16 protein-coding genes are annotated in these 15,955 nt (G+C 37.8%); 6 read left to right on the top strand and 10 right to left on the bottom strand.

Annotation, left to right across the window (positions count from 1 at the left end; translation table 11 throughout):
- Positions 1-271 precede the first annotated feature (271 nt).
- Both ACZ5XR_RS29110 and ACZ5XR_RS29115 read right to left on the bottom strand, forming a co-directional pair.
- A complete protein-coding gene (locus ACZ5XR_RS29110) occupies positions 272-445 on the bottom strand; it encodes a hypothetical protein (protein WP_464502781.1) in 174 nt (57 codons plus the stop codon).
- Positions 446-999: 554 nt separating this feature from the next.
- Entirely contained in the window at positions 1,000-2,505 is a 1,506-nt protein-coding gene (locus ACZ5XR_RS29115) for a COG4705 family protein (RefSeq protein ID WP_464502782.1), read from the bottom strand.
- Positions 2,506-3,114: 609 nt separating this feature from the next.
- Between ACZ5XR_RS29115 and ACZ5XR_RS29120 the strand changes: the two genes are divergently transcribed.
- The 3 genes from ACZ5XR_RS29120 (at position 3,115) to ACZ5XR_RS29130 (ending at position 4,377) form a co-directional block, all read left to right on the top strand.
- A complete protein-coding gene (locus tag ACZ5XR_RS29120; RefSeq protein ID WP_464502783.1) occupies positions 3,115-3,732 on the top strand; it encodes a DedA family protein in 618 nt (205 codons plus the stop codon).
- Positions 3,733-3,904: 172 nt separating this feature from the next.
- Positions 3,905-4,195, top strand: coding sequence for a divergent PAP2 family protein (locus ACZ5XR_RS29125; RefSeq protein WP_464502784.1), 291 nt, complete (start codon positions 3,905-3,907; stop codon positions 4,193-4,195).
- A 53-nt stretch (positions 4,196-4,248) separates the two neighbouring features.
- Complete coding sequence (locus ACZ5XR_RS29130) at positions 4,249-4,377, top strand: divergent PAP2 family protein (RefSeq protein WP_464502830.1); 129 nt, start codon at positions 4,249-4,251, stop codon at positions 4,375-4,377.
- 61 nt (positions 4,378-4,438) lie between these two features.
- On the opposite strand, the gene ACZ5XR_RS29135 is transcribed toward ACZ5XR_RS29130, so the two are convergent.
- Positions 4,439-5,614 carry a DedA family protein gene (locus tag ACZ5XR_RS29135; RefSeq protein WP_464502785.1) on the bottom strand — a complete coding sequence of 392 codons (1,176 nt, stop codon included), beginning with the start codon at positions 5,612-5,614 and terminating at the stop codon, positions 4,439-4,441.
- Positions 5,615-5,951: 337 nt separating this feature from the next.
- Here ACZ5XR_RS29135 and ACZ5XR_RS29140 point away from each other — a divergent pair, with 337 nt between their 5' ends.
- Both ACZ5XR_RS29140 and ACZ5XR_RS29145 read left to right on the top strand, forming a co-directional pair.
- Positions 5,952-6,533: an undecaprenyl-diphosphatase gene (locus ACZ5XR_RS29140; RefSeq protein WP_464502786.1), complete on the top strand. Its 582-nt coding sequence runs from the start codon at positions 5,952-5,954 to the stop codon at positions 6,531-6,533.
- A gap of 759 nt (positions 6,534-7,292) precedes the next feature.
- The gene (locus ACZ5XR_RS29145; RefSeq protein WP_464502787.1) at positions 7,293-8,261 is read left to right on the top strand and encodes an FTR1 family iron permease; all 969 of its coding nucleotides are present in this window, start codon (positions 7,293-7,295) and stop codon (positions 8,259-8,261) included.
- Positions 8,262-8,500: 239 nt separating this feature from the next.
- Here the strand turns inward: ACZ5XR_RS29145 and ACZ5XR_RS29150 are convergent, their stop codons facing one another.
- The 7 genes from ACZ5XR_RS29150 to ACZ5XR_RS29180 all read right to left on the bottom strand — a co-directional run bounded on the left by ACZ5XR_RS29150 (position 8,501) and on the right by ACZ5XR_RS29180 (position 14,618).
- Positions 8,501-8,704 carry a hypothetical protein gene (locus ACZ5XR_RS29150; protein WP_464502788.1) on the bottom strand — a complete coding sequence of 68 codons (204 nt, stop codon included), beginning with the start codon at positions 8,702-8,704 and terminating at the stop codon, positions 8,501-8,503.
- Positions 8,705-8,934: 230 nt separating this feature from the next.
- Positions 8,935-9,144: a hypothetical protein gene (locus ACZ5XR_RS29155; RefSeq protein WP_464502789.1), complete on the bottom strand. Its 210-nt coding sequence runs from the start codon at positions 9,142-9,144 to the stop codon at positions 8,935-8,937.
- Positions 9,107-9,901, bottom strand: a complete 795-nt coding sequence (locus ACZ5XR_RS29160; protein ID WP_464502790.1) for a COG4280 domain-containing protein — start codon at positions 9,899-9,901, stop codon at positions 9,107-9,109. The genes ACZ5XR_RS29155 and ACZ5XR_RS29160 overlap by 38 nt, the downstream gene beginning before the upstream one ends.
- A gap of 20 nt (positions 9,902-9,921) precedes the next feature.
- A complete protein-coding gene (locus tag ACZ5XR_RS29165) occupies positions 9,922-10,902 on the bottom strand; it encodes an ABC transporter ATP-binding protein (RefSeq protein ID WP_464502791.1) in 981 nt (326 codons plus the stop codon).
- Positions 10,899-12,716 (bottom strand): ABC transporter permease, encoded by a 1,818-nt coding sequence (locus tag ACZ5XR_RS29170; RefSeq protein WP_464502792.1) that lies wholly within the window; start codon positions 12,714-12,716, stop codon positions 10,899-10,901. Before ACZ5XR_RS29170 ends, ACZ5XR_RS29165 begins: the two co-directional genes overlap by 4 nt.
- Positions 12,673-13,746, bottom strand: coding sequence for an ABC transporter substrate-binding protein (locus tag ACZ5XR_RS29175; protein WP_464502793.1), 1,074 nt, complete (start codon positions 13,744-13,746; stop codon positions 12,673-12,675). The genes ACZ5XR_RS29170 and ACZ5XR_RS29175 overlap by 44 nt, the downstream gene beginning before the upstream one ends.
- A gap of 182 nt (positions 13,747-13,928) precedes the next feature.
- Positions 13,929-14,618: a class I SAM-dependent methyltransferase gene (locus ACZ5XR_RS29180; RefSeq protein ID WP_464502794.1), complete on the bottom strand. Its 690-nt coding sequence runs from the start codon at positions 14,616-14,618 to the stop codon at positions 13,929-13,931.
- 221 nt (positions 14,619-14,839) lie between these two features.
- On the opposite strand from ACZ5XR_RS29180, the gene ACZ5XR_RS29185 reads away from it, so the two are divergent.
- Positions 14,840-15,658, top strand: coding sequence for a MurR/RpiR family transcriptional regulator (locus ACZ5XR_RS29185; RefSeq protein WP_464502795.1), 819 nt, complete (start codon positions 14,840-14,842; stop codon positions 15,656-15,658).
- The last annotated feature ends 297 nt before the right edge of the window (positions 15,659-15,955 follow it).

Here is a 15,955-nt window from a genome sequence, read left to right on the forward strand (position 1 = left end):
AACCGAATATTTACAATAATCTAATAACTTTTACCCTTTAATAGTGTTAGGAAATAGCTTAGCGCACATTTTCAGATTTTTCAATAAATTTTTTTGTGCCAGTCGGCATTTTTAAGGGTTCAATGCCCCCAAGATGCCGCTAACACTCTTTCAATTATTAGGAGCAAAGCGAAGCAAGCGACACGATTCCTAGCTTAGCCGGAAATTTTTCATGCTCTTCGGTACACTTTTTAAAACAAAAAAACAAAAGAGGGAGTTACCCTTCTTTCCTCTACGAAACTTCTTCCATTATGGATTCGATCCACTCGATGGCTTCATGTTTGCGGCTGAAATTATCGGTTAATCGGACAAACTGTGAAGTGACTTCGTCTTTCTGAAAGTATCTACCTACATAATATCCTGTGCTTGAGTTTGCTACCTTCAATCCATGAAAACTTACTTTCATTCACAATCACTCCTTTTTTGTTTGACCTCAACGAATCTTTGCGAAAAGGGCTGTCAATGGGCTTGAAGTTTGTGAAGTTCTTTAAACGCTCTTCTTAAAAAAGTTCACAAAGTTTGCAAAGTGCTAGCGTAGCATCCTTGATTGCCCTTAAGAGCAAATGATTACAATAAGGAGAACAAAGAAGGAGATTAATAGAGTCCGAGCGTATATTGCGATTCAACGGGCAACCGTTGGCTGGGTTTGGGCAAGGAGCCCAAGTTCATAAAGGTTTTCGGCTCGTTTGGTACGGCGGCCTGCCGTAAATGGAACAGTAAAGGTGATAAGGGAAATTTCGGCCTAGGTTTAAGCATTTCTAACAAAAATGTTCATTTTTATCATGGAAGTATAAAGGCTGAGAATCAAAATGGGCAGGTTTGCTTTACAATTTCGTATCCTAAAAAATAATGGATAATTGAAAGAAGCCACCAAAATTGGCAGCTTCATTTCATACTTTGAATCTTGAGTCTTAATTGCTTCCTCTTCCACTACGTTTGAAGGGGGGTTTTTAAGATTTTTTATTTATTTGCACCATTTATAATACTGAGCGAATTGTTAAGGGCTGTTTTGCACTTGCTTACATCAGGGTTTCCTGAGCGAACTGCTGCTAGTACAACGTCAATCGTTCCGTCAATTTTAGTCCATGTGGTGCCATCAATTTTCCGAAGTTTAGCTTCCGATGTGTCCCATTGATGTTCCAAATTGTCAGCACCCTTTTTTGCTGAAGCGAAGTCCTTTGAGTTTACTTGTTTTAGCATATCACTTTCGATTGTAGCAAAATCTGTCAATTGCCCTTTTAATGTTGTTTGTGAAGAAGCGGTTTGTTTATTTGCTCCGTTAAGAACACTAAGTGAATTATTAAGTGCAGATTTGCTTTTGCTTGCATCTGGGTTTCCTGAACGGACGGATGCTAATACAACGTCAATTGTTCCATCAATCTTTGTCCAAGTGGTGCCATCTATTTTTCTGAGCTTCGCTTCCGATGCATCCCATTGATGTTCTAAGTCGTCAGCACCTCTTTTCGCAGAAGTAAAGTTATTTGAGTTTACATCTTTTAGCATATTATTTTCAATGCTAATAAAAGGCGTTAACTGCCCACCTAGTGTGGCTTGTTGTGAAGGGTTTTGCGTTGCTATAGCATTACTTCTCCACACATAACCTCCTACACCAACAACTAAAAAAACACACAGTGCTACAATAGTTTGTGTCATAACGTTTTTCTTGCTTTCTTTTGATTTGTCTTTTTCTACTGTTTCACTTTTTGCATTTATATCAATTTTCGTAACAGCAAGAAATACAATTATCGCTAAGATAGCAACTAGGAAAATGACACTGGTCACGGTTGTACCTAACCCAATCCCGCCATTAACTTTCGGTTGAGAAAGGAAATCTCCTATTGATGCCCCAAGTGGACGAGTCAAAATATACGCAATCCAAAATGCTAGTACCCCATCAAGTTTCATTTTCCATGCTAAGAATATACAAGCAATAATAATTATGACTGTGATTCCTGTTTTAAGATAACCAAGACCTAGTTGTTCGGAATATAAATCTCCTACTGCAGTTCCTAGTGCAAATGTGAAAAGAATGGTAAGCCAGTAAAAAACTTCTCTTCTTCTTGTAAAAATCGAGTGTATCGAGAGTGTTTTTTCACTAAGATACCAGAAAAGAAAAGTTAATCCTAGCAGTATGGAGAAAACAGCTGTACTAAGCTCAAGAGGTACTCCCATCCCATCTGTTAAATTATCGGTTACCAACGTTCCAAATACGCTTATAAGAACAACCGTTGTCCAATAAATACCTGGAACATATTTCGTTGCTCTAAATTGAATAAATAATACAATGAAAAACGCTACCCCCATAATAATCGTAGTGTTAGCTAATCCGAATCCAAGGTTGAAATTCAAGAAATCAGCAAATGTTTCACCCACTGTGGTACATAAAATTTTGATGATCCAGAAATAAATAGTCACTTCTGGTACCTTGTTTAGCAACATTTTCATTTCAATTCGTTCTGCTAGCATTGATAACTTCCTTCCATTCAGTTTTTACCCACTAAATCTTAATTTGATTATTCTATCACGGGGTAAGATTTCTGTTTCTCTGACAGTCATTGCCATAAGCTTGACCTGTACAAAAGAATATTGTTTAAATGTGGTTCTTACTTAGCACGGACTTCCCCACAACATTTTCAGCGATTGGTTAATTTTTAGACCAAAAAAGTTCAGCTCCTTATGAAAATAAACATTATTCTTAAAGCAATTGTGTTACTAAAGAAATTAAAATCAACAAATTTACTATAATATAATGTTTTTGAGTTAGTATTAAGTAATTATTAAAAGAAACTTAAGTCTATATTATGCCCTATATTTTTCTATTTATGGTTTTATCATCACAAATTGGTAATAAAATTTCAGTTATTGAGCATAATAAAAGTATGGGTACTTACCCTTGACTGAATTAAAATTGCTCCCCCTTTGCGAAACCCCAAATTGGGGTTTTTTCTTTTTAAAGGTTACAAATAAAAAAATTTTAATAAAAATCCAAGTTGCAAATTGCATTTTTTATGGCAAACTGTTAAATGGTTATTGTCAAAAATTTTTGCAAAAAAGTATTTTAAGGGAGAGTAAAAATTGAGTATCTTACATCAATTGGGAGACATAGCAATAAACTGGATCAATTCTAATGGATATTGGGGAATCCTTTTAGGAATGATTTTGGAAAGTGCCTGCGTACCTATACCTAGTGAAGTGATTATGCCTTTTGGTGGCTATTTAGTTTCAACAGGTCATTTAAATATAATAGGGGTTATTTTGATTGGAACACTTGGTAATATCATCGGCTCTCTAATTGCATATGCGATTGGATATTGGGGTGGAAAAAGATTCATCGACCGCTTTGGCAAATATGTATTTTTGTCAAAAAGACATTTAGAATCTCCTGAAAAGTGGTTCGGTAAGCGTGGGGAAATTACTGTATTTGTTTCCCGTATTTTGCCAGCAATTCGTACTTTTATTTCTTTACCTGCAGGAATTGCCCGAATGTCCCCTAGTAAATTTTTCATTTACACTGCCATTGGTAGTGTGATTTGGTCTGCAATCTTAACTTACGTAGGATATGTGTTAGGCAACAATTGGGATAATATTCAGAATTTCTTGCATCCTATTGCATATTTGGTTGCAGTTATTGTGTGCTTTATTTTAGTTTTCATAGCAGTAAAAGTTATTAAAAGCAGAAAGGCATCAGCATAGCATAATTTGCATTTGGGAAGCAATGCTTCAAGGAGCATTGCTTTTTTTCTGCAACGCTTCAACCATAAATTTGGTTTAATCTTTTGATTTTAAAAAATAATATACTCATCCCCCATTTTAAATGGGTTAAGTTTAGTTACGAATACTATAATTCAAACTGAGTGGAGGAAAAATGTTATTATCATATCCAATTTTAGCCGCTCTTTTAGGCATGCTGATTGCTCAATTCATAAAAGTTCCAATTCACTTCTTTACATCAAGGGAATATAAATGGAAATTGATGTTCAGTACAGGTGGAATGCCAAGTTCTCATACTTCCACAATCATTTCATTAACTACAGCTGTTGGATTAACTTCTGGCATTTACGCAAATGATTTTGCAATATGTGTTGTAGTTTCTATAATTGTCATGCACGATGCTAGTGGTGTCCGAAGACATGCAGGGTATCATGCTGAAATTTAAATAAACTATTAGTTGATTTTAATCGGTTAATTGCCATTTTAAAAGATCCTAACATCAAGAAAGCTGAGTCCAGAGAAAAATTAAAAGAATTGTTAGGTCACCAACCAAAGGAAGTTTTTTTTGGAGCGATTACTGGCATAATAGTTGGCATATTAACTTATTATTTGTATCCTTTCAGATAAAGAATATAAAAAAATGACCTAATAATCGATTATTAGGCCTTTTTTTTCCCTTTTATTCCGGTTAATACTTTTCCAAGACTAGCCGCAGCATTTCAAACAATAAGAAATTAAAAAATATCCAGACTCCCCCAAATACATATCCACCAACAATATCACTTGGTAGTACATTGGTTGATACAATATTTACAATTGCCAAACCCATTAATAAGACTAATCCTAATAATAGAACAACCATTGCTAATAGATTTCTCATTGAATGACGGATTAACAGAAATATATACGTTCCATAGACAATAATCATAAAAGTTGCATTTAAATCGGGAAAATTCGTAGAAGGAATTTTCCCTATGAACCCGAAGGATTGAAGGGAAGAAAAAGCGTACCTGATTAATTGATGAAATGGGGTTGCACCCCCTACAGAAACAACAAGCAGTAGATACTCTAGTCCCCTGTTTCGTTCCTTTGTCCAGATAGTAATTATGGCTATAGCAATAATGCTGCAAAATGCGATTGGTGCTTGAAATACTAGAAATCCTTTCATCCAACTCATATAAATAGCAGAATGAACCATATATTCGGCAATTTTATTGAACTGGGTAAAATCATTGTCTAAATAATCATCAGCTAGTCCAAGCATCAAAATAACCATACTTATTAAAGCCACAGTAAGGAAAATCAGAAATAGTTCTGTTGCCCTTATTGTTTTAAGTCGTTTCATAAACAGTTTTATCAATCTGATAAAATAGTCTTTTATTTGTATCTTATAGAATCGAAAGGTAAGAATAACTGCTAGCGACACAGCCAAAACAATAAGGAAAATAATTAAATATTTACTTGCAGCTTGATGGAAAGAATCCCATTCTGGTCCCAATACTTTTCCTAATGTAATAAAACACATACCCCATAAAAATGCTCCTGTATATGCAGATAAGATAAATTTTTGATAAGGCATTTTTGAAATTCCTGAAATATAACCAGTAAAGTGTCTAATTCCTGGTATGAAATAGGCAAAAACCAATAGCTTACTACCCGACTTTTCAAACCAAGCAGCTGTTTTACTGTATCTTTCAGGTCCCAGATGAATATATTTGCCGTATTTTTCAATAAGTCTATATCCTCCAGCTCTACCAATCCAATATGTTAAGGTTATTCCAGCACCTGCTGAAAAAAACACTGTTAAGAGTGCCAAAATATAATGCATTTTCCCTTGATATACAAAATACCCTGCATAACTCATTAATAGCTCCCCTGATATAGGAAATGCCATCAGCTCTAGAAAAATCCCTAGAAATAAAATGAGGTAACTATGTTGTTCAAACAAAGTGATTAAATATGACATATGGCCTCCGAATTTTAAAAAAAGAATCAAATACAATGTAGCACTATTTTATGAGTAAGTTTTCGACTTAAGGAACTCTTAATATTTATTTTAGAGAACGATAAGATTTACTTTATATACTTATTTCTGTTCATGTTTGATGGCTGTAACCTAAATCAAATAGATGATAAACATCAAAAATGAAATTTTAGTTTGAAAAAAATTATAAAATTTTAGACAGAGGCGAGGGGCTAGAGTGAATTACGAAATATTTCAAGCAATCAATCAAAATGCAGGCCATCATCCCTTTTTAGATGGATTAATGGTTTTCTTTACGCAATATGCATTTCCTTTCTTTGCATTGGTTTTACTTTTAATGTGGTTTTTGGGCAAAGAAAAAGAAAAATATACAGTTGTATATGCAGCCCTAACCGCAGTGATAGGTTTAGTTATTAATGTTATATTAGGTCATATTTTTTATGAAAATCGTCCATTTGTATCACACCATGTCAATCTTCTGGTTCAACACGCAAAAGATTCTTCGTTCCCTAGTGATCATGCAACGGGTACATTTTCAATTGCTTTAGCGATATTATGGCGGAAGCATCATAAGATTGGTATTGGTATGCTCTTGTTTGCGATTTGTACAGGGATTTCCCGTGTTTATGTAGGAAACCATTATCCTTTTGATGTACTCGCAAGCATCATCGTATCACTGGTAGTAAGCGGACTTGTTTTTGCATTGCAAACAGTTTTTGCACCATTTGGCCGTGCCATTATCCACATCTATAATCGAATTCCATTGGTTCCAAAAAACGAACAAAGCGTTTCAAAATAAAATAAAAAGTTAAAAACATCGGAGTTTTTTATAACGAGTTCTCTTTTCGGAGGGAAAGTTAATTATTTTAATGTAAATCACAGTGAATTAGCACCGAAATTAGCTTTAAATTTAACAGTAAAATAATCAAAAAAAGAGCATTGAATAGACACTATCAATGCTCTTTTTATCATTTAAATATCAAATTCAAGCCAGTTTCTAAATCGTTTTGCAGATTCCCCTAAATTTTCAGATATGGTGATTTTCATCTTATTTATAATTCTAATTGGGATCTACCTATACTTAGCGTTTTTTTGGAAAATTGTAGTTTTTTTTCATTAGACTACAAAATAAAAATGGTTGTTCATTATAATATTTATTAAAAAATCCCCATGTTTGTCCATTTCTTTCTAAATCGTTTGTTCATAAAATAATGTACTCCTTAAGTTAGGGGGACCCACCACTTCTGAAAAGCGTCATTTTGACGCTTTTTTCCTTTTTGTTAATGAACACTTTTTGTTCATTTTCCTCACAAATTAATTCGCTATACGGGTCTAATGCGAAGTTAATGAGTCGTTACCTTGTTGAACTAAACTCCCGTTACTTCAACCACAAAAAGTCTCCAGTTAGAACGTTTTATACAACACTTCATTAAAAAGGGGGAACAATAATTTAGTAGATTAATAATTTTATTGACTGAAAAAAGAATCATGAGATATAATCAAATTATCTAATTGATAAAGATTATCATTATCATTTACATAATAAGGAGCGATTGTAATGTTAAGGAGAATTTTTAATCTCAAAAATTTACTTATCACTGTTTCGTTACTGGTGGTAATAGGAGTTATTGTATGGCAGGGAATGAGTTATCATGGAAATCCTGATCCTACCGCCAAAAACATAACCCCAGGTGCTGCCATTATAAATACAGCTATCCTTATCTTTCGGGAAGGATTAGAGGCTATTTTAGTATTATCAGCGATCATCTCAGGGTTAGTTAAAAAGAAGCAAGATAACTATTGGAAGCCAATCTCTGCGGGAGCAGGGGTATCCTTTTTAGCTACAATTGTAACGTGGTTTATTGTGGTTGCCATCATTGCTTCTGTAAATACATCGGAGCTAAATATCCAAGCTGGAACAGGACTTCTGGCTGTTATTGTTTTATGTATAATAATGAACTGGTTCTTTCATAAGATTTACTGGCAAGGGTGGATTAACCTTCATAATCGAAAAAAACAAAAAATAACTGGTAATAACATTGAAGGAGTCGAGAAGAATACATTTTGGTCTCTTTTCCTACTTGGTCTTACATCAGTATATCGTGAGGGATTTGAAGTGGTTCTCTTCCTTCAAAATTTAAGGTTAAAAGTAGGTTCTGAAGTTATCTTACAAGGAGCACTAATTGGGTTAGCGTTAACAATGGTTGTGGGAGTTCTAACATTTTTAGCCCATCAACGACTCCCTTATAAAAAAATGTTGGTATTCACAGGTGGGCTTTTAGTTGTAGTACTTGCTGTAATGGTGGGCGAAACAGTTCAAGAAATGCAATTGGCAGGATGGATTGGTACAACTACACTCAACCTTCCTATCCCTGATTGGGCTGGAGTATGGTTCTGTTTATTCCCAACTGCAGAAACGTTATCTTTACAAGCTGTTGCTGTAATTTACGTGTTAGGTTCATATTTTGCAGCTCGCTATTTAACTAGAAGAAAAGCATTGAAACAAAAGTTAAATATTACAGCATAATTCTTTAAACTAATAAGAATAGGAGCAGACCGTCTGGTTTGCTCTTTTTGGGTTAAAAAATTTCAACTCATCTTAATCAAAAGTAGTACCCTCTTAAAAAGCAAATTTTTTAACCAAACTGTCAAGTAAGAATAATAAAAAAGTTTTATTAAAGAGTAACCAGCCCTATAATCAAATAAGAAAAGTGATCCTTCCTTATTGAAGAATCGCCTCCTCATTTGTTTATTTATAACTTTGGTTTAGCATGGTTTAGGAATTGCGGGAATTCCTAAAACTCCAACTAAAATGCCTGTGATGACACCGAAAACACTTCCATTATAAGAACCAAACGTTTTTTCCTCCTCGAGTAATCTTTCAAAGGGTGCCTCAGCAACCGTCAAACATGTTCGATGCTTGCGTCCAATAATCAAGAAAAAACGGATGTTTTTTATCCGTTTAAGCATCGTAACAAGAATCTATCACGGTCTTCATCCAAATGTAAGAGGCCGTAATTTTTGGGCATCTTCTGGTGAATGAACAGCATACTATACAAACGGTTCAGAGGATTCCTTAATTTCTTGTTTGATTCTAACGACTTCGAAAAATAAATCCCCTTTAGGTGAGAATAACAATCAATTTCTTAACCTTATAAAATACAAAAGCTGCCATCCAAACCGGACAACAGCAGTATGTCTTAATTTTTCCCTTTAGATAGCTTCAACTTCAGCTGATACTGAATGGAGACCCATAAAGATATCAATAGCCCTGCCCAAATGACGAATGCGGCGATGAAAGTCTGGCCAGCTAGCGATAACAACCAGGAAATCACCAGACAGCCGATCAAAATGGATGCTAACCTTCCATCATCAACGATTAATCCCCACATCGTTGAAAGTACTTTCATTCTGTTTTCCTCCTTTCACTTGTTGAAGTTTACTTTTGATATAACGGACAGTCAGCAAGGAGAAAATCAATAATGTCGCTGACATATAGACAACAGACAGATCCTCCTGTGGCCAGTCAACCTGAAAGGCTTCTCCTACCCAAAAAGATCCGAAACTAGTAAGCATCACACCGACAATAAACTTCATGGTATTTTCAGGTATTTTCGTTAGAGGCTGACGCAGCAATAAACCTGCCAATAATACAACGACTACCGCAACTAGTGCGCCAATAATGGTATTTTGCATCAACCCAGATTTCGTTGAACTGGTTCCTAATGTAATGACGATAAAAATTGCTTCCATTCCCTCTAAAAAGGTAATGCTTAGGGAAGTCATAAATCCGAAGGAATCAATTCCATTGCCTACTTTCCCCGCGTTTTTCTGGCGTTCGAGCTCACTTTGATAGCTTTCCGCTTCGTCATGAATCGCTTTTAGGCCTGAATAACGCAAGATGGCTTTCCTCAGCCAACGGATTCCAAACAGTAGCATAAAAAGACCGACAAGAAGCTGCACCCAGAAAATATGAACAATTTGGACAAGCGACGTACCGATTCCAGCTACTAATATAATTAAAATGATAATAGCCGCAGCTGCACCGGATAAGGAACTTTTCCAGCCCCTAATCGTACCAACAGCTAATATAATCGTTAATGCTTCAATAAACTCAACACTAGTTCCTAGAAAACTAGCTAATACCGCGTAAGATTCAAAAATCATGAATGGCACCTCTCCTGTTTTTAATAGATAGGCTCTAATATCCTGCACTTTTCCACAGGGATTTCGATTTTCACGGATGTACCAATTTCAATTTTTTTCGGATGGGTGACTTCAATTGGTTCCTGATATCCCTGCAAATTGACAAGGTATCGATAATGGCTGCCCAGATAGGTTCGAACCATTACCTCCCCTAAAGCTCCTTCCTCCTCATCAGATAAAATACGAACATCATCCGGCCGGATAAAGGTAGAAAATGATTTTCCCTTTTTATAAATGATATTGGCACGACCCATAAATTTTGCGACATATTCAGAAACGGGTTCTCGATAAAGTGTTTCGGGTGTCCCGATTTGTTCAATTTCCCCGTCTTTTAAAATAGCAATTTGATCGGCCATACTCATGGCCTCTCCCTGGTCATGGGTGACATAAATGACGGTCATATTTAATTGTTTAAAAATTCGCACCAATTCCACTCGCATTTCTTCACGCAGTGCCGTATCGAGAGCGGATAGCGGTTCATCCATTAATATCAAGAGAGGATTGGGCGCAATGGCACGAGCCATAGCAATCCGTTGTTTTTGCCCCCCGGACAATTCATGGGGATATCGGGTCAAATACTCTTCCATGTGAAAAATGGATAGGGTATCGATGACACGTCGTTTTAACGCATGGCCCTTTATCCCCCTTAACTTGAGACCAAAGGAGACAATCTCAAACACATTCATATGGGGCCACAGGGCAAAGTCCTGGAACACCATCCCAATTTCCCTTTTTTCAATCGGAACCTCGTTTCCGGGCTCGGATACAATCTTTCCATCGATAATAATTTTTCCTTTATCAATGGATGTAAGACCAGCGATCGATTGAAGCAAAGTGGTTTTGCCACAGCCCGATGGACCAAGCAGTGCTAAAAAGGTTCCTTTTTCAATCGATAGATTTATCCCGTGTAAGACGGGTTTATCAGCATAGTGTTTTTGAACAGATTGTAATTCTAAGCTCATTCGGCAATTTCTCTTTCCTTTTGTTTAGGGTATGCTGGTTCCGCTGGAACATGCTGCAAATCAATGGCACATAGTGAAAGCTTCTTACTGATTTGTTTCCAAGCATAGATGATGAGCTGTCCGAGTCCATAGCAAGCTAGCACAAGCCCAATCGATAAAACGGTAAGCGCTGCTCCATCTTCAATTTTAAATTCTGTGTAAGACTTGGTAATCACAACTGGAAGCACCGTCTCAGCCGGTGGATACAAAAGCTCCGATGAAGGCAGCTCAAACATGATATGGCTGAAAATCAGAAACAGTGTTGAAATGGAAGTACTTGCTATTAACGGGAACAGAATCTTTCGGAAAACACGGAATAGACCTGCACCGTGGATCTGTCCAGCCTGCAATAAAGTCGGACTGACTTGAGTTATGGCTGCCATTTGCAAGCGGATCGAGTTCGGCAAAGAGCCCGCCACATAGGCTAGATACAAACAAAATAACGTTCCGTAAAAATTTAAATGGAAAGGAATCAAATACGGCGCATTATAAGCAAACACAAAACCAGCAGCCAAGACGATTCCCGGAATCGCAAGCGTGGACATCGTTAAACCGGAGAGAATCTTTGTCTCGATTCCTGACTTGTGATGAATGGCAAACGCTAACCCAATCCCTAAAATGGTCACTGTCAGTGCTGTTAAGGATGCCAAACAAAGTGAACGCAGGATCGCCGAAGAGGAATCACTTCCGCTTTGGATCGCACTTTGGTAATGGGTGAGTGTAAAGTTCGATGCCATGAACCCATCACTAGAATTTTTAAAAAATGATGTGATGACCTCTCCGCTAATCGGTAACACATATACAAGGATCAGGAGAAGGAAAGCCACTGCCGTACATACCGTTGAAGGAGAACGCTCCATGCGATAAGGTCTGATTTGGTTTTGAATCACACTGTAGGAGCCTCTTCCTAGAATCCACTTCTGAACCCATAGCGAAAGAGCAATAACCGCGATTAGGACAAAAGATAAGGCACCGACCTGTGAGTAATTAACCGGCATTTGACTGAGAGCCGTATAAATCGAATAGGTTAGCATCGGAATATGCGCCTGTGGAACCATGGCGGAGGCAAATCCAAAATCACTGACCGATTCAGCAAATGACAATGTAGCCCCAGCCAAGATGGCAGGAAACAAAAGCGGGATGATAATTTTCATCCAAACACGGAATACGGAGGCTCCTTGTGTTCTTGCAGCCTCTTCGAAATCGGCCCCCAAGCGTTCAAGCCCCGAGCGAACCGACAGGTAGACAACGGGAAACAACCGAAAGGACATCGCAGCAATCAGACCGACAGGTGTAAAAAACCATTTGAAGGTTCCATCGGGCAGGTGGAGCAATTCGCATATTACCCCTTTGTCCTGCAGCGTTAAGACCCAGCCTTCTGCTACTAAATAGGACGGAGTAAAAAAAATAATCCAAATGAACAAGCTGACGATTTTGCCCCCATATACCCATTTCCGGTGCACGGCGACCGCGAAAAACGTCCCCATGATGGCTGCAAGCAATGCTGTTGCTCCACCGAATAAGAAAGCATCCACAATCGAACGGTACGTATAGTTGTCTTTCAAGATTCCACCGAAGGACTGGAATGAAAATGCATGAAACCCCTTGTCGAACAGTTCAGGGAACACGCTTTGCAGCAGGATAGAACCCAATGGGTAAACGACCAGGCATAGCAGCACGAGTATGCTAGGCCAGGTCAGAATTGGGTATTGGAAACGTCCGCTTGTCCGCTTACTTTTGAACAATGTTCTGTGTGAACCACTGCTTAATGTCATTCTCGTGCTGAGCGCCCTGAATCGGATCCTCCTCATTCCACTTCACTGTATCCGGACGGATTCCTTGTTTTGCAGGCGCATCTTGAATGAGCGAGATAAAATTTGAATCTCCTCCATCAATAGTAGTACCTAATTTGATGGCTTCAGCACTTATAACAAAATCAACAAATTCCTTGGCTGCTTGTAAATGCGGAGCCTTTGCGTCGATTGCGATATTGCTTGTTAAGGTCGTTACCCCAGAAGTAGGATATATGATATTAATAGGTTCTTTTTTATTGATTCTATCAATAATGGCAGAGTCCTGAGCAATGGCAAATTTGACATTACCTTTACTTAAATTGGTTAAAGTTGGACCGTTCGAGTCAAATACCTGTAAGCTATTTGCCTTTAATTTTGTGAAGAAATCCTCCCCTTGGGAAATGCCGCCTTGTAAATTCATCAATCCAAGAACTGTTGAATAGGTTGGACCTGAAATACTAGGGTTATTCATGGCGATTTGGCCTTTGTATTCAGGTTTTAATAGATCAGACCAGTCTTTTGGCAGTTCAGATTCTTTTACTAGTTTCGTATTGTAAGCAATGGCCCCGGCAGCCGTAGCCGTTACAGGAAAATACGCATGATCGCTAGGGAACATTTTTTTGCCTAAATCAGTATATTGAGCAGTCCCTGCTGGTACATAGTCTTTGTAAAGCATTCCCTGGTCATCTAGACCCTGCATATTAGAAGGACCATCAAACCATGCCACATCCCACTGTGGATTTGCCTTTTCGGCTTGCATTTTGGCTAAAAGCGGACCAGTTGAGTCATCTATTAATTTCACTTTGATTCCTGTTTTCTTTTCAAAGGCTGTGGCAATATCCTGATCGAATCCTTCTGCTGAATAAAAGACCAATTCTTTATCTTTCGCTGCTGTTTTTCCTGCTGTTCCTGTAGAAGCCGATTGTTGTGTTTGTGTGCCGCACCCTGCAGCCACTACCATCATTGATGTGGTTAAAGCGCCAAGTTGGATGATTCTTTTGAAATTTTTCAAAGTGATTTCCTCCTGAATTTTAATATTCAATTAAGAATTTGTTTTGCGTTTCAATACACGAAAGTAACTAATCAGCTTGATAACATTCCAATAATCTTTTTATAGATTAATAGATTCCTATAACGGAATGATGAAAAATCCAACAATAATTATTTATAAGTCATTTGCGCTATTTCTTACATTCAATAAGGTTTTATTCCCACCATTAGTGCTCTATTGCCATGTGTATGTATGCATGCGGCTTCAAATCCAATTTCGCGCAGCCACTTCAGATGTACATCTAGTAATACAGGGAAATCTCCTCGTTCCCGTACTTTTTTTTCATGTTCCTCAAAGTCAGCACCTTCATGATTTGCCACTTCAGACCCATATAGGCGGTCTTGGCGATGCCAGACTGTGTGAAACACCCCCCACAAATTAGAGGTTTCGACAAGAATCCTGTCCAATAGAAGGAATAAACCACCTGGCTCTAAAACTTCATAAATTTTTCTGTAGACTGCTTGCATTTCTGTTTTTGAAAGATGGTGCAGGGACTGACTTGCAAGTACATGTTGATATTTATGCGGAGGCAATTTTATATCATCGATATTGGCTAAGTCCCACTTTACCGAAACAAATTGATTTTCATATTGAGTAAGTCGTTGCTCCGCCAAATTCATCATGGCATCAGAATGATCCACTCCTACAATCTTTGCCTGTGGTATACGTTCAAATATGAGCTTCTCGATTTTCCCAGACCCGTATCCGAGATCAAGAATCCATCCATTTTTTTTAAAGGAATTTTCTAATATCGTTACTAACCTGGCCCATCTCCATACCTCCTCCTTTTTTAAAATTATAGAAATGATAATGATATTTTTTAAAATTACCATCCTCCCAAATGAACCGCTCATCCATCGAAATGATTTCCTTTAATGAGCTTTATTGTAAACTCGAAATTTTAACGGAATGTTATATAGATGTTGAGTTTGTGTAAAAAAAACTACATAAATTGAAATATGATATTTTTTTTTCATATATCTAGGTACTTCGGTTGAGTTGAACTATAATAGGTTCAAGGAAATGATTATTTAAAACAATGAGGAGGAGACCATTGGCAGGCTTATTTAATGGGGATATTCGCAAATTATCTGCAACGCAGAAAAATATCGCTGATTATATCCAAAAGAATTATGATCGGCTGCCCTTTATGAATGAAAAAGATATCGCCGCTGAGGTTCCAACGAGTATTGCCTCCGTGTCACGTTTTTGGCAGGCAGTTGGATACGAGAATTTGAAGGAATTTAAGCTGAGTCTGAGTAAGATGGAGGCAATTACCCCAGCCAAAAAAATGAATGAAGTATTCAATAAAATTTCAAATGAGGATCTTCTGGGAGATATGCTGGAACGGACGGCCGGTTATTTGCAAGATACTTCCTATAAGTTGGATAGAGACAGTTTTAACCTTGCTGCGGAAGCAATATCTCAGGCGAGGAAAATTTATGTATTCGCTCCGGGTCCATCAGAAGGGCTCGGGCGCTTACTCCAATTTCGCCTGAACCGGTTCGGTGTTAGTATTCAGAACATGCCAAAGAGTGGGGCAGAAGTGTACGAAGCGTTGCTGCAACTTACGTCTGATGATGTGATTGTAATGTTCGGCTTTCATAAAATCGCCCCGGAGTGTCAAGATATTCTCGATTATGCTGGGGAATTGAAATGTACAACCATCATGATCACGGACCGGTTGATTTCCGACGTGAACGATCAAGCCTCTATAGTACTTTACGTATGCCGCGGTCAACTGTGGGAGTTTCATTCCATGGTTGCTCCTACCGCAGTTGTCGAAAGTCTTATTATAGCTGTCGGATTGCGTATGGAGAAACAGGCACTCTCTACCTTAGAAACGTTACAAAACCTAAGACGACGGTTTTAGGATCAGTAGGCTCGTTTGGTACGGCAGCCTGCCGTATATGGAACAGGAGCCTACGGAATGTAGGCGTTAGCCGTACAGACCGTGGTTATCGGGCCATTAGTGCCAAAGCGACACGTACAGAATGACAGAAAGTGTACATTGCTTTCTGATCAGTCTATAGTGCTGCCGCTCGAAGTAAGGTCTTTATATTTTTGAACGAATTCTTTAAAGTCATGATTTCTAAAGAAGAAATGCAGCCTTAAGGCTGTTTGGATCTAAATGAGGAAATTGCAACGGAAGAAGCTCTCGTTTCAGCAT

This window comes from Neobacillus sp. Fa239, assembly GCF_055395235.1.

Excerpts from the sequence above, each read along its gene's own strand:
- ACZ5XR_RS29110 (WP_464502781.1), bottom strand. The coding sequence starts at position 445 with ATGAAAGTAAGTTTTCATGGATTGAAGGTAGCAAACTCAAGCACAGGA.
- ACZ5XR_RS29165 (WP_464502791.1), bottom strand. The coding sequence starts at position 10,902 with ATGAGCTTAGAATTACAATCTGTTCAAAAACACTATGCTGATAAACCC.
- ACZ5XR_RS29135 (WP_464502785.1), bottom strand. The coding sequence starts at position 5,614 with ATGAGTTATGCAGGGTATTTTGTATATCAAGGGAAAATGCATTATATT.
- ACZ5XR_RS29150 (WP_464502788.1), bottom strand. The coding sequence starts at position 8,704 with ATGCTTAAACGGATAAAAAACATCCGTTTTTTCTTGATTATTGGACGC.
- ACZ5XR_RS29170 (WP_464502792.1), bottom strand. The coding sequence starts at position 12,716 with ATGACATTAAGCAGTGGTTCACACAGAACATTGTTCAAAAGTAAGCGG.
- ACZ5XR_RS29115 (WP_464502782.1), bottom strand. The coding sequence starts at position 2,505 with ATGCTAGCAGAACGAATTGAAATGAAAATGTTGCTAAACAAGGTACCA.
- ACZ5XR_RS29155 (WP_464502789.1), bottom strand. The coding sequence starts at position 9,144 with ATGAAAGTACTTTCAACGATGTGGGGATTAATCGTTGATGATGGAAGG.
- ACZ5XR_RS29125 (WP_464502784.1), top strand. The coding sequence starts at position 3,905 with ATGTTATTATCATATCCAATTTTAGCCGCTCTTTTAGGCATGCTGATT.
- ACZ5XR_RS29160 (WP_464502790.1), bottom strand. The coding sequence starts at position 9,901 with ATGATTTTTGAATCTTACGCGGTATTAGCTAGTTTTCTAGGAACTAGT.
- ACZ5XR_RS29180 (WP_464502794.1), bottom strand. The coding sequence starts at position 14,618 with ATGGTAATTTTAAAAAATATCATTATCATTTCTATAATTTTAAAAAAG.
- ACZ5XR_RS29145 (WP_464502787.1), top strand. The coding sequence starts at position 7,293 with ATGTTAAGGAGAATTTTTAATCTCAAAAATTTACTTATCACTGTTTCG.